The organism is Priestia endophytica (assembly GCF_026790145.1).
GTDB classification, from domain to species: domain Bacteria; phylum Bacillota; class Bacilli; order Bacillales; family Bacillaceae_H; genus Bacillus_I; species Bacillus_I endophytica_A.
The window spans coordinates 1-11,688 of the sequence record NZ_JALAMS010000021.1 but is presented as its reverse complement, the minus strand read 5'-3'; the positions used below and the strand labels follow the sequence as shown (position 1 = coordinate 11,688).

Here is an 11,688-nt window from a genome sequence, read left to right as displayed (position 1 = left end):
GGGTGTAACTTGATTTAACTTTTCGTTTTGAGTACAATTCATAAGAGTCCTCCTTGAATGATGAACTGAAGTCATGGCCATGACCTTCTGCATCATATCAAGGGGACTTTTTTATTTCAAGACACCAAATAATTTCAAACAGGAATGCTAGTTAACATAGTTCTCATTAATTAGAGCGTGAGAGTAAAACGGGTATATATAGGTTTTAAAACGTTGTTATATCAATGATTTAAAGCAGTTTTCATAGTTAGCGAATTAGATAACTATGAAAATCTAAAAAAAGTAGCCCTTAAAAAAGAGCTACTGGAAATTTTTTGAATAGTGGTTTGGGATTTGCAAATAAAGCTTTTAGAGTTGTTTCTACATTATCCCGTTCTCCAATATATAATATTTGGATTAATAAACAAAGCATATGTGCGAGCATTAGTACCTTCTGTTCTATGTCCCTGGGCTTTGACAATAACTCCTTTTTCAACAAGACCATTTACTATTCTACTAATCTTTGGAGCACTAGTTTTAAGTCTTTGAGCTAAAGCCTTTTGGGTGAGTGGAACAGCACTCCTAGAATGAATATTATCAACTAGGCAGTTACTTTTAAATTGCATAAAGCGTTGAACACGTAGTAAGAAAAGCATTTCCTCATCAGTAAAATAGTCGTTTTCTTAATGAGTTTCGCTACAACATAAAAAGAGAAGTCCATTGGAGGTGACTTCTCTTTTCCGGATAGAACTCAATTGGAAGCGATATATGAGATATCCCTATATCATATGCATTGATTCATAAATTGCTACCATTTCCTTTATAAAATAATCTTTAAATCTTCAATTGCAATATCCTATTTCAAAGTTGAAATGTAAAGGTTGCATAAGTTGTGCAACCTTTACATTAAAAAGGCCCCACGGGGTAGGAGACCATGGGGAGCAAAGAAAAGAGTTTTTAATGTCATCCTTATCACTTTATGCTACTATGTAAAAAACTTTCTGACATTATTTCCAAAACTTCCACCATTTTTTATTAGATTGTTTTGCAGATGCGAGTAATTTTTGTATGTCATGCATTTCTCTCATAGTATTCATTAAACTTTGATCTCTTTGCTCTAACTTTGTTGCCATATATTCATCACGTTTTTGGGGCTATTGTAACAGTTCTTTATTAAATTCCAATTGTTGTTTTTTAAAGTCCTCGAACTCTTTAAGTAACCTTTGATTGTCCTCATATATCTTTTTGTGTCATGCTTTGACATATCCATCCCTGAATCCATTGATACAACTACATTTATTGCATCCTCTAACGACATATTAGGGTGCTTTGTTAACTCTATAATTTTACGTAAAACTATAACATCTTTATCAAAAAAGCCTCTATGCCCTAAATCATTTTTATGTATATGATAACCAGATTTCTCTAATAATTGTGAGTACTTTCTGACTGTAGTATTTTGTATACCCAAAAGAAATGAAACTTTTTTTGCAGAGTAAATTTTATTCATGTTTATATCATCTGACATATCCTTTGCTATATTAAAGATTCTATCATAGAAACATTGCTAATAGATTATTCTTTTCTTAACCAAATAAAGCATATAGTACATATACATTAGAAAGAACCTTTTTACATAAGTATAGTAGATAACAATGTAATCATTTGTTTAGGAGGAATAAGATGATGAACCAATTAGAAGATTACTACGATAAGTCGTTATGTGCTATAAACGATATAGTCAGCTTTACCATCAACTTAGGAGATACAGGAGGGGATATTTTACCTATTTGGAATAATGACACTAATTCTATCATCAATAGTACCATTATTATAGAAAATAAAGGATCTAATACCGGATCTCCTAAGGCTGCTCTTATTGTGAACCGGATTCCCGTAAAGGGGTTTATGGTTAACCCAAACACAGTTAGGACTATTACAATGGACAATATAAAATCTATCGGGCTTATTGGAACTGGAATTGCGAATATCAAATTTGCTTTCTCTTTAAACTATAAATTTTAATACGATAAGCAAATAAGCTTTTACGGAAGTAAAAGCTTATTTGCTGCCTCCATCACTTTTTTAAAATCCTCAGTAGAGCAAGGAAAAGCAGGATTAACTTTCCCCCCCGCACCAATGTGATCACTATATATCATTTCAATTTTTAGGACATTATGAAAAGAATCACGGAACCTTTGTTGACCTAGAGATACTTTATAAAAGGTATCTTCAGGATAAGGACTACTTGCTGGGACTAGTATATACTCATGTGGATAATAAATCTTTGGACACACATACTTTCCCCTCTCATACTTTTATATACTAAGAGTATTCCGGTAATTTAAAATGTATGCCTTACACACCTTTCATAGTTACAGTAGAAACTCAGGCCCTTAATACGATCTTGTTTGGTTTATAGATAAACTGAATACTATTCTATATACTGAACAAGCTACTCATAATGCGATATAGTATCACCCTATGACATCTAATTTTTCTGTTTTTTATACTGTATACCATATACACTTTTAGTTAACATAATCGTTATTATTAACATTTATATATTTAAAAATAAAGTCTTAAAGCTAAATTTAGTTTAAACACCTAAAATCAGGCTCATTTTTCTAGGTATAAGTCTATATCTCTTCTCCTTGTAAACATATAGTAGTGTATTGAAGAAAAGCAAAGGGAGAGATTAGCTTGTACAATCATTATCAAGCTGAAATAAACCCTAACGATCTTCAACAATTTCATCATGATGATACTTTTTATAGACAGCAATCACAGTACTATTCACAGATTTATCCTTATCCTCGTTCTCTTCGCTGTCGCTGGGTCCGTCGTTGTTATCCAAGAGATGACTTCTACACTGATGGCTATGACTGACTACTAATATAGATAATCACGAGACTTTACAAACGAAAGGAAGATGTGAAAATGTATAATAATGTAAACGAACCATTTCCTTCTGGGGAGAATGTCCCTTTCTCACCTGCTATATCTCACGGACATATAGCTCCTGTTTATGGATATGGTGTTCACCATCGCAGATGTGATAATTTCGAGATTATAGTAGTACTGTTTATTTTATTAATCATTATTGGGGCATGTACTTTCTGTGATTATAAGGGATGACCTAATCATAGGATCCATTCACCTTCAAAAACTCCTGTGCCTGAATCAGGAGTTTTTCTCTTTTTAAGCTGTATACGATATACAATTTTAGTTAACATAATGTCGTTTATCGGCCATGAAAGAGGTTGAGTCTCTTTTTGGGTACCCAACCTCTTTTGTGTTATCTCCATCATTTTGATTAGGCATTCCCTGATACGTCTCTTCTTTTCTCCTTCCAGTTTTTATAGACAAAATCAATACATTCTTCCATCGCAGTCGTTCGACTACACTCCATATTCCTTGCCATCTCATCTAATGGCTGCATCGATTCCTTCTTGATTTTTAACGTCATTCTTTGTCGATTCCGAGATATATAAGATGAATTTTTAGATTGGTTAGCCATCCTCGTCCCCTCCTAGGGTTAGAGATTCAAGGAAGAGATTGATTTCTCCTTTAAAGATGGGTACCCATCTTTAAAAGGTTGGGTACCTGGAGGGCGCCCAACCTTTTTTTCTTGTTACCATAATCCCTAGTTAAGCCAAAGTAACAAGTACCTCTTTGACCAGCTATGTAGTCGCTTGGAACACGGGAATCAGCCCCCTTTATCAACTTAGTTTTTCCTTCATAGAATATATAACCATATTCTCTAGGAGATGATGAACATGCCTGTTTCGTGTCCAAATGGAAGAATTTACGTTGTACAGCCAGGTGACACACTTCGCTCCATCGCAAGTCATTTCGGTACCACTTTAAATGACCTTATATACGCAAATCCGCAAATCCAAAATCCGGATGTTATCATACCGGGCCAAACCATCTGCATTCCGACAGTAATGACAGGGATTCGTTTGCCCTGCAGCCTCATTTTAAAACCTATTGATAATAGGTTTGCTAATGCAATTGGGGTAAGTTTGGTTCATAAAACAAGGACACCGTCAGGAGAAAAAACGAGTATTGATGTCCTTGCTCATGGGCTGCCCAATCCGTCTTCGCTAGGTAATTTTGACAGCTATGAAGGGTTTGCCCAAGTCCCAAACATTATCAGTTGGCGCTTTAGGCTCTATCCTACCCCTGAACAAGATGCACCGACATGGGCAGGGAGGTTCGATTATATTACGGCAAGATTAACTCCGAATACACAAGTACAGGTGAGACTCAGCAACTCAATGACAAACCAATTAGGCCCAGAAATATTACAAGGTACCTTAAATAATTGTGTTTCGTGATAAATAATATGTTCTGCAGTTTGTGGAAATCATTGTTTACAACACCTAGATGAACAATCGCAAAGATGTGGTCAAAAATGCCATGCCTTTGCTATGGATGCATAATTGAAGAGGGATCATGGAAAGAGGAGCAAACAATTTGCTCCTCTTTTTAAGGAAAATCTGCAGGATCATATGAATACTTTATACAAAACTAGTTGACATAGTCTACATTATCACCAGTAAAAAACATTATCCTCTAAGCAACCTGTTATATTTAATTTCACATGATGTCATTTAAATATAATTTTTTTCCTTTTTATTCATTTGGCTGAATAAAGCAAGTTCTCTATTTCATACAGGTCTATAGAAAGGGAACAAGACTACCTTATAACTTGTTCCCTCATTTTTAGTATTGTTCAAATCAAAGGGGGGACTTTTTATGTCATTTGAAAGTGGAAAAAATAATAAAGAAAGAAAATATAACTACGGTGAGAAAAACAACAATCAAAATAAAAATGATAAAAAAAAGACACGAGTCCTTGAAGCACCCGTGCGTATCGATGTAGATGAAGTAGAAGATCCTTTATTTGAGGAATTACAAGGGTTGATCGGAGAATCGATTTTAATCGTTACAGACTCGGATCAGCTCCAATTATTTGGTCAAGTGTTTAGACCTATATTTTGTGGTACTATTCTTGCTATTGAGCAAGGGCTCATCACTTTATTCCCGGTCAACATTAAAATGGTTACCGATCCATTCTTTGAGTTTCCAACACCCTTAAGTATCCCCTTTGAAAAAATCGCCCACTTCACACCTAATTTTGATTGTAATGCGAGAATACCGCTTGCTTACATAATCTAATCATACGTTGAATGAAAAAATAATATGAAACGATTCACCAATTCTAAGCATAGTGCATATAATAAAGGGAAATTCTCTATAAATCACCGCAATTGAGTCGTTTTGAAGAGAGAGGTACCTCCAGCTTTCTCTTTCTAAAATGTATACGAAATACAAATTTAATTTACATAATCTTTGTTACAGGAACAAAAAACCTTTGGAAATAATACTTCTAAAGGTTTTTTCAGTATCAGAACCTGTCCGAACTCTTTTCCTTGAATGATATACTCTACTAGCATAAGTATCTTTTATAAAAGGAAGAAAGTTCATGACTATAACAAATGGGAATCAGCACGAAATAGAAGAAATATTGCCACAAATGCCTTCCTATTTCGTCCAAAATGTCGGGCAAAAGGATGATCATCGAATTCAACGTTTTTTACAGTTTTAAAGTAATTATATTGTTGATGATATTCACTCCAGAAGTGCTGTTCCTATGTCTCAAAAACAGATTGCTGAAAAGCTTAAAACAGATAAATCTAAAGTTAGTCGCATTGTAAATAAACTAGTTGATAAAGGCGTCATTGATAATTAGAAGCTATTGTAAAAAGTAAAGGAAACTAACGGTATAAGGTACCGAATACTGATGTTATTTACTAATTATACCAATTGGATGTAACCACTCGACATTTTTGTAGGCTGTTTTTAATACAATCCTTAGTAGAGGTGATGAAAAGTGACGAGAGTAAAATATAGAGATAGTGACATTGATTTAATTGCAAGGATGATGCGGGCAGAAGCAGTGGCTGAAGGGCGACTAGGGATGCTTATGGTTGGGAATGTCATTGTAAATCGAACAGTAGTTGATTGTTTAGATTTTAAGGATGTAAGAACCATACGGGATGTAATTTTTCAAGTTCAAGGTGGAAATTACTCTTTTGAAGCAGTACAAAAAGGTAATTTATTTTATAATCCAGCAAGAAACGTAGAGAGAAAATTGGCACGACAAGTAGTAAGGTATTGGAGACAACATCCTTCTAAGTATGCTCTTTGGTATTTTAATCCGTATGCTCCGTGTCCACCTACATGGTATGATCAACCATTTGCAGGCCAATATAAACAACATTGTTATTATGAGCCACAGGCTAATACATGCGAAAGTGCTTATAGATATTAAAGAAAGCTCGGCGACAGTTGTTACCTGTTCTTCAAATAACTTGGCATTTAATATACATATGTTCATCCTTATAAAGGTTTCCAACCCCCCCATCATTACCACAATTAGTTATTCGGAAATATTGCCTGATTGCTGAACGAGTTTTCAAGAATCATATGTATAATTTATACATTTTTAGTTATCATAATGTACGTTATAAGAAGATATAAACAAACGAGAATGTTATATACAACATTCTCGTTTCTGACTTAAATACTCAATCGAAGTCATTTTCCTCTTCGATTTTCAAAACTCTTCCTGTCCTACCATTTATCTTAACTTCATATACTCTGTTTTGTGATGTCAAAATAAAGATTTCATACACTAAAGTACCGTTTTCCATATCCATATCTACATGTAAGATTTGCCCTGGGACTCTTTGAAGAGCAATTTGTTGTGCTTGTTGAATAGAAATTCGTTGTCTGTATATGGGAGTTGTATAGGGACTATAATGTTCATGCATTAGAAATACCTCCTGATTTATAATATTATTTTCTACCCTATGTAGAGGACAAAACAACTATGAGCATGTGCATTACGTTAACTTTTTACACAAACAAAAATAGCGCCCAATTATTGGACGCTATTTTTATTTAAAAGTAAATATCGTACTATTAAGTTGATTGAATTTTTGTTATGCTAACAGCAATTAATTCTTATGCAAATAAAAAAGGACATCCTTTATATGTCCTGTTCCCTTGTATCAGCCCCACCTACGCTAAATACTATGACAGCCACTCATGCCATCCAACCTACTATCATTATAACTGAAAACGCTTACAAAGTAAAGGGGCTTTTTAAAATTTATTATTCATTTTCAGTTAACATAATGAGTGTTATAAGAAGTAAAGGAACCTTTGTTTGAGGTTCCTTTACTGAAACAAGTACTTACTTTAAGAAGAGAATAGCAATTTTCTAAAACAATACATATATATAAATCAATCCCACACAATAACGAATTGAACCAAGGTGAAAAAAGAGAGGTTATCTGTAGGGCCTCTCTTTTTTATCTTGGAATATAAAAAAACAACCTCTCAATAAACAATAAATCATTTACGATATGAATAGCATATGCATTATTAGTTTACATAATCCATCTTATCCGTATTGAAAAAGGATCTTCAAGTTGCAAAATCATTTTTTCGTTGGAACCTAATAAATAAGGACATTTACTTCTTCTAAGGACAAACTATAAAATGTTATAATTTTACAAGTTTGTGCTTTTAAAAAATTATAACAATAAGGAGCAAGCAAAAATGAAAATAAAAAAGATTTTTATGTCCTTAGTTTTAGCGTTCATAATGGTTATTTCTGTGTATGGAGAAGTATCCGCAGCATCTAAAACTGTATATTTAAACGGTTCTGGACCAGTATATTCAGGTTGGATAAAAGGTAAAGGTAAAATGACTATAGCTGTTACTAATTATAATAATTTAAATGTAGGCTATGATGTATTTGATACCAAGGGGAACGTTATTGCTAATGGTACAATTACGGATAAGTATGCTATTGGTAGAAAAATCCAAAGTAATGGTCGCTCTTACCGAATACGATTACGTTGTCAAGAGCCTTGGTGGAATGATACAAAATGTTGGGCGGAAGCATCGATTTACGATGTAAAGGGGTAGCCTCAGGATTTTGACAATTTACAACGTTAAGGATAAAAACGCTGTTATTATCGCATGCATACTATATACAAATCCAGTTAACATAATGTCAATTATCGGCAAAAAAGGGTTGGGTACCTTTTAGATACCCAACCCCTTTTTCCTTAGCATTGTCGGGTATAACCAACATCATTTAGCAAGTAATATAGACTTAGCGTATGTTTTCAGCTTTTTGTTGATAGGATCCAACTCTCAACTACAATTCCTAAAATCACCACATTAAAACGTGGACATTTTCATGAGTTTCTTTCATATATTAATATAAGGAGAAAAAAGGAGGGGCGAGTACAAATTAATTAAATCACTTAACCCCACTTAAACGTTTTTTGAAATCGTTGATTGATTGGTAATACCTTTCAACGGCAGCCGAATTATTAACAATAATTCCACAACTTGGACACTGAATATTTGCATTCCTAGCAACAATTTTCTCAGATTTGATCTTAAATGTCTTTTTACAATATCTACACTCAAGAATGGTGAATATATCAAGCATTTATATTCCCTCCTATCGCCCCTTATATAAATTGTATTCGACCAGAAAAAGAAAAATAACGTATTAAGACATTTATTGGCTAACGAAAGATCAAGTTTCCAGTTCAGGTATAAGAAATTCACCAAACCTGGAAAGGTTTTAATTTATCATAATCTCTTAAAACGTTAAAAAATAAAATGAATAAATTTTAATGTTTTGAGCAAACTACTCAAGATACGTAAAGTATCACCCTTAAAACCTAGAAACATAACAGAAAAACCTACTGACTCCAAGCAGTAGGTTTTTTATACTGTATACCATATACAACCTTAGTTAACATAATGATTGTTACTGGAAGTATTAAGAAAAGCATACAAGTACTTTTATAATACATGCTTAACGTAAAGAACCCGAATAGAAGTATTAAAATCCTATTCGGGTTCTTTGTATGGATGAGCATTGTTTTACGAGTGTTTTACGAGTTTTGCGTAAGACCTTTCTTTTTTCTCCTCAGTATCGTAGTAATAATAAATAGGGACCCAGCTATAATAATTAAAGTAATCTTCCATTCTTGCAAAGCCTCTACTCCAAGCGTTGAAGCTATTAATCCTAAAACTGCTAAGAAAAACATTATTTCTAGAAATAATACTAAAGCCTTCATTCGAATCATCCCTTCTTTTTCTCCTTCATAATATCCCATCTTATAATCCATACGGACAGATTGTATAAAAGTTCCACATATAATGTCTCTATAAGTATATCCTTTAAGAAACAGCGTATATCATATTCATTTTTAGTTTACATAATCTACATTATCGCCAGTAAAAAACATTAGCCTCCTAGCAACCTGTTATATTTAATTTCACATGATGCCATTTCAATGTAATTTTTTCCCTTTATATTCATTTGGCTGAATAAAACAAGTTCTCTATTTCATACAGGTCTATAGAAAGGGAACAAGACTATCTTATAACTTGTTCTCTCATCTTCAGTATTGTTCAAAACAAAGGGAGGACTTTTTATGTCATTTGAAAGTGGAAAAAATAATAAAGAAAGAAAATATAACTATGATGAGAAAAACAACAATCAAAATAAAAAGGATAAAAAAAAGGCACGAGTCCTAGAAGGACCCATGCGTATCGATGTAGATGAAGTAGAAGATCCCTTACTTGAAGAATTACAAGGGTTAATCGGGGAATCAATTTTAATCGTTACAGAATCTGATCAGCTTAACTTATTTGGTCAAGCATTTAGACCTATATTTTGTGGTACTGTCCTTGCTGTTGAACAAGGAGCTGTCACTTTATTCCCTGTCAATATCAAGATGGTCACTGCTCCATTTTTTCAGTTTCCAATACCCTTAAGTATCCCCTTAGAAAAAATCGCACACTTCACACCTAATTTTGATTGTAATGCGAGAATACCGCTTACATAATCGTTATTTGAGGAAGTAAAGAAAGTACAAATCCGTTATTGACCACTAATATTTAGCTTTTTCTCAATTGTTTTCTTACGAAAAAAAGATAAATTTAGTCCTGCAATTCTAATGACGAATTGCTATTTAATTGAGAGTGAGAGCAAACTTAGTATTTACAAGATAAAAAACCTTATTATATCAAGCGTTTATAGCAGTTTTCGTTGTTGCCGGATTAAGAAACAACGAAATACATAAAAAATAGCCCTAAAAAAAGGGCTGTTGGAAAATCTAGGAACATGCACGACTTTATTTACTATGCAGGAAGAAGTGAGCCAAGTAGATCGATAATAGCCTGTACAACGGATCCTAAGAAACCGAGCAGTGCAGTAACTACTCCTTGTAAGGCATCTCCGAGTAGGGAAACAAGCGCACTAATCAAATCAATCAAACTTGTTAGAAGAGCTTGAATAAGTTGAATCAAATTGTCTATCATACTATTCACCCCGCTTCCTCATATGGAATATACTATATTTTATTCAAATAAAGACGAAGGCGAAATGGACAAGTATCTAATTATAAAAGAAACCGATTATTTTCTCTCATTTAGCATATATGGAATAATATGAAAATCGAAAAACCCCCATTCTTTGGAAATTATCATCTTTAGATGAATTTTTAGCCTCCAGGCTAATGATTTTTTCTACGAAAAAAAGATAAAATTAGTCTTGCAATTCTATCGACGAATTGCTATTTAAATAGAGTGAGAAGGGCCAAGTTAAAGAATGTTATTATATCAACGTTTATAAAAGGTAGGGTGTACGAAAAAAGCGACACCTAAAAAATGTAAGATATAACAATTAAAAAAAAGCAAGAGGCAATAAAAAAAGGATCTACAATTATAGATCCTTTTTTTATCTTATTTAACATTGTTTCAATCAATCTAAAGTATAATTAAATATAAGGAATTTGTTGGAATATATAATCTCTTAAAATTAATAAAATATAGATATCAAGTTACTTATTGAAAGTTTTTTTAACAATACTTTCTTTTACTATGATTGAAGAATATAAAATAGGAAGGAGAAATAATATGTCTAAAAACTCCAATATTAACAATTTCAAAGAAGAACAACAGCAAGAAATTAAAGCTATTTACGAAATAATCGCTGAAATGGAATCTGCATTTAATCAACATGATGCAGATAAATTAGATCGTAATTTTACTCAAAACGCCTCATGGGTCAATGTTATGGGATCTCGTCTATCTAGCTGGAAACAAATCAATGAAACACACAAAATTCTCTTAGAAGGCCCACTCAGTAACTCATATGCACGTTACAAGGTTGAAAACATCCAATTTCTTCGCCCAGAAGTAGCTATTGCACACATTCTCCAATATCCTACAACCTCTGAAGGAAAAGTGATAGAAAACCAGCAATGTAGCCTAGCTATCTATGTGATGGTTAAAGAACAAGAGACATGGCAAATTGCTGCAGGACAAAATACATTTATCCAAGAAACCCCTAAAGTTGATTCGTAATTCAAAATATAAGTGTATACCCTATACATCCTTAGTTAACATAATCTACCTTACAGGTAGAAATAATAACAATTCCAAGCACAGAGCATATAATAAAAGTAAGTTCCATAAATACGTCAAAATAGGGTTGTCACGAAAGAAAAAACAGAGAAGTCCCGTAGCAACTTCTCTGTTTTTTGACGTTTTAATGAATACCTTATGCATTATTAGTTTAGTCGGGTAAGCAGG

Annotated in this window: 17 protein-coding genes and 2 pseudogenes; 11 read left to right on the top strand and 8 right to left on the bottom strand. The window is 33.2% G+C overall.

Annotated features, from left to right (window positions below):
* Positions 1-289 precede the first annotated feature (289 nt).
* The 3 genes and pseudogenes from MOC86_RS17575 to MOC86_RS17570 form a co-directional block, all read right to left on the bottom strand.
* A pseudogene (locus tag MOC86_RS17575) lies at positions 290-662 on the bottom strand (MarR family transcriptional regulator); the annotation flags it as partial.
* Positions 663-986: 324 nt separating this feature from the next.
* Positions 987-1,058 carry a hypothetical protein gene (locus MOC86_RS27505; protein WP_419146653.1) on the bottom strand — a complete coding sequence of 24 codons (72 nt, stop codon included), beginning with the start codon at positions 1,056-1,058 and terminating at the stop codon, positions 987-989.
* Between the two features lie 38 nt (positions 1,059-1,096).
* Complete coding sequence (locus MOC86_RS17570) at positions 1,097-1,489, bottom strand: hypothetical protein (protein ID WP_268585296.1); 393 nt, start codon at positions 1,487-1,489, stop codon at positions 1,097-1,099.
* 173 nt (positions 1,490-1,662) lie between these two features.
* Between MOC86_RS17570 and MOC86_RS17565 the strand changes: the two genes are divergently transcribed.
* Positions 1,663-2,004, top strand: a complete 342-nt coding sequence (locus MOC86_RS17565; protein ID WP_268585295.1) for an S-Ena type endospore appendage — start codon at positions 1,663-1,665, stop codon at positions 2,002-2,004.
* Positions 2,005-2,024: 20 nt separating this feature from the next.
* On the opposite strand, the gene MOC86_RS17560 is transcribed toward MOC86_RS17565, so the two are convergent.
* Positions 2,025-2,276: a hypothetical protein gene (locus MOC86_RS17560; RefSeq protein ID WP_268585294.1), complete on the bottom strand. Its 252-nt coding sequence runs from the start codon at positions 2,274-2,276 to the stop codon at positions 2,025-2,027.
* 406 nt (positions 2,277-2,682) lie between these two features.
* Between MOC86_RS17560 and MOC86_RS17555 the strand changes: the two genes are divergently transcribed.
* Together MOC86_RS17555 and MOC86_RS17550 are read left to right on the top strand one after the other, a co-directional pair.
* The gene (locus MOC86_RS17555) at positions 2,683-2,868 is read left to right on the top strand and encodes a hypothetical protein (RefSeq protein ID WP_268585292.1); all 186 of its coding nucleotides are present in this window, start codon (positions 2,683-2,685) and stop codon (positions 2,866-2,868) included.
* A gap of 51 nt (positions 2,869-2,919) precedes the next feature.
* Positions 2,920-3,117, top strand: coding sequence for a YjcZ family sporulation protein (locus MOC86_RS17550; RefSeq protein ID WP_268585291.1), 198 nt, complete (start codon positions 2,920-2,922; stop codon positions 3,115-3,117).
* Positions 3,118-3,295: 178 nt separating this feature from the next.
* Here the strand turns inward: MOC86_RS17550 and MOC86_RS17545 are convergent, their stop codons facing one another.
* On the bottom strand, positions 3,296-3,499 hold the full coding sequence (locus tag MOC86_RS17545) for a hypothetical protein (RefSeq protein ID WP_268585290.1): 204 nt from the start codon (positions 3,497-3,499) through the stop codon (positions 3,296-3,298).
* A gap of 259 nt (positions 3,500-3,758) precedes the next feature.
* Between MOC86_RS17545 and MOC86_RS17540 the strand changes: the two genes are divergently transcribed.
* From MOC86_RS17540 to MOC86_RS17520, 5 genes and pseudogenes are all read left to right on the top strand, one after another.
* On the top strand, positions 3,759-4,322 hold the full coding sequence (locus tag MOC86_RS17540) for a LysM peptidoglycan-binding domain-containing protein (protein WP_268585289.1): 564 nt from the start codon (positions 3,759-3,761) through the stop codon (positions 4,320-4,322).
* Between the two features lie 421 nt (positions 4,323-4,743).
* A complete protein-coding gene (locus MOC86_RS17535) occupies positions 4,744-5,166 on the top strand; it encodes a hypothetical protein (protein WP_326847736.1) in 423 nt (140 codons plus the stop codon).
* A 307-nt stretch (positions 5,167-5,473) separates the two neighbouring features.
* Positions 5,474-5,596 (top strand): hypothetical protein, encoded by a 123-nt coding sequence (locus MOC86_RS17530; RefSeq protein WP_268585288.1) that lies wholly within the window; start codon positions 5,474-5,476, stop codon positions 5,594-5,596.
* Positions 5,570-5,731 (top strand): annotated as a pseudogene (locus MOC86_RS27385) (MarR family transcriptional regulator); the annotation flags it as partial. The gene MOC86_RS17530 and the pseudogene MOC86_RS27385, both read left to right, overlap by 27 nt.
* Before the next feature lie 150 nt (positions 5,732-5,881).
* Positions 5,882-6,322 carry a cell wall hydrolase gene (locus MOC86_RS17520; RefSeq protein ID WP_268585286.1) on the top strand — a complete coding sequence of 147 codons (441 nt, stop codon included), beginning with the start codon at positions 5,882-5,884 and terminating at the stop codon, positions 6,320-6,322.
* A 256-nt stretch (positions 6,323-6,578) separates the two neighbouring features.
* Here the strand turns inward: MOC86_RS17520 and MOC86_RS17515 are convergent, their stop codons facing one another.
* Positions 6,579-6,824, bottom strand: coding sequence for a PepSY domain-containing protein (locus MOC86_RS17515; RefSeq protein WP_268585285.1), 246 nt, complete (start codon positions 6,822-6,824; stop codon positions 6,579-6,581).
* A 793-nt stretch (positions 6,825-7,617) separates the two neighbouring features.
* Between MOC86_RS17515 and MOC86_RS17510 the strand changes: the two genes are divergently transcribed.
* Positions 7,618-7,989 (top strand): hypothetical protein, encoded by a 372-nt coding sequence (locus tag MOC86_RS17510; protein ID WP_268585284.1) that lies wholly within the window; start codon positions 7,618-7,620, stop codon positions 7,987-7,989.
* Positions 7,990-8,978: 989 nt separating this feature from the next.
* Here the strand turns inward: MOC86_RS17510 and MOC86_RS17505 are convergent.
* The gene (locus MOC86_RS17505) at positions 8,979-9,173 is read right to left on the bottom strand and encodes a hypothetical protein (protein ID WP_268585283.1); all 195 of its coding nucleotides are present in this window, start codon (positions 9,171-9,173) and stop codon (positions 8,979-8,981) included.
* 351 nt (positions 9,174-9,524) lie between these two features.
* On the opposite strand from MOC86_RS17505, the gene MOC86_RS17500 reads away from it, so the two are divergent.
* On the top strand, positions 9,525-9,938 hold the full coding sequence (locus MOC86_RS17500) for a hypothetical protein (RefSeq protein ID WP_268585282.1): 414 nt from the start codon (positions 9,525-9,527) through the stop codon (positions 9,936-9,938).
* Between the two features lie 295 nt (positions 9,939-10,233).
* Here MOC86_RS17500 and MOC86_RS17495 read toward each other — a convergent pair whose 3' ends face one another.
* A complete protein-coding gene (locus tag MOC86_RS17495) occupies positions 10,234-10,422 on the bottom strand; it encodes a hypothetical protein (protein WP_268585281.1) in 189 nt (62 codons plus the stop codon).
* A gap of 588 nt (positions 10,423-11,010) precedes the next feature.
* Here MOC86_RS17495 and MOC86_RS17490 point away from each other — a divergent pair.
* Positions 11,011-11,460: an SgcJ/EcaC family oxidoreductase gene (locus MOC86_RS17490; RefSeq protein WP_268585280.1), complete on the top strand. Its 450-nt coding sequence runs from the start codon at positions 11,011-11,013 to the stop codon at positions 11,458-11,460.
* The last annotated feature ends 228 nt before the right edge of the window (positions 11,461-11,688 follow it).

What these genes read in the sequence shown, in the direction of transcription:
- MOC86_RS17570 (WP_268585296.1), bottom strand. Translation starts at nt 1,489, where the DNA reads ATGAATAAAATTTACTCTGCAAAAAAAGTTTCATTTCTTTTGGGTATA.
- MOC86_RS17565 (WP_268585295.1), top strand. Translation starts at nt 1,663, where the DNA reads ATGATGAACCAATTAGAAGATTACTACGATAAGTCGTTATGTGCTATA.
- MOC86_RS17550 (WP_268585291.1), top strand. Translation starts at nt 2,920, where the DNA reads ATGTATAATAATGTAAACGAACCATTTCCTTCTGGGGAGAATGTCCCT.
- MOC86_RS17545 (WP_268585290.1), bottom strand. Translation starts at nt 3,499, where the DNA reads ATGGCTAACCAATCTAAAAATTCATCTTATATATCTCGGAATCGACAA.
- MOC86_RS17540 (WP_268585289.1), top strand. Translation starts at nt 3,759, where the DNA reads ATGCCTGTTTCGTGTCCAAATGGAAGAATTTACGTTGTACAGCCAGGT.
- MOC86_RS17535 (WP_326847736.1), top strand. Translation starts at nt 4,744, where the DNA reads ATGTCATTTGAAAGTGGAAAAAATAATAAAGAAAGAAAATATAACTAC.
- MOC86_RS17530 (WP_268585288.1), top strand. Translation starts at nt 5,474, where the DNA reads ATGACTATAACAAATGGGAATCAGCACGAAATAGAAGAAATATTGCCA.
- MOC86_RS17515 (WP_268585285.1), bottom strand. Translation starts at nt 6,824, where the DNA reads ATGCATGAACATTATAGTCCCTATACAACTCCCATATACAGACAACGA.
- MOC86_RS17510 (WP_268585284.1), top strand. Translation starts at nt 7,618, where the DNA reads ATGAAAATAAAAAAGATTTTTATGTCCTTAGTTTTAGCGTTCATAATG.
- MOC86_RS17505 (WP_268585283.1), bottom strand. Translation starts at nt 9,173, where the DNA reads ATGATTCGAATGAAGGCTTTAGTATTATTTCTAGAAATAATGTTTTTC.
- MOC86_RS17500 (WP_268585282.1), top strand. Translation starts at nt 9,525, where the DNA reads ATGTCATTTGAAAGTGGAAAAAATAATAAAGAAAGAAAATATAACTAT.
- MOC86_RS17490 (WP_268585280.1), top strand. Translation starts at nt 11,011, where the DNA reads ATGTCTAAAAACTCCAATATTAACAATTTCAAAGAAGAACAACAGCAA.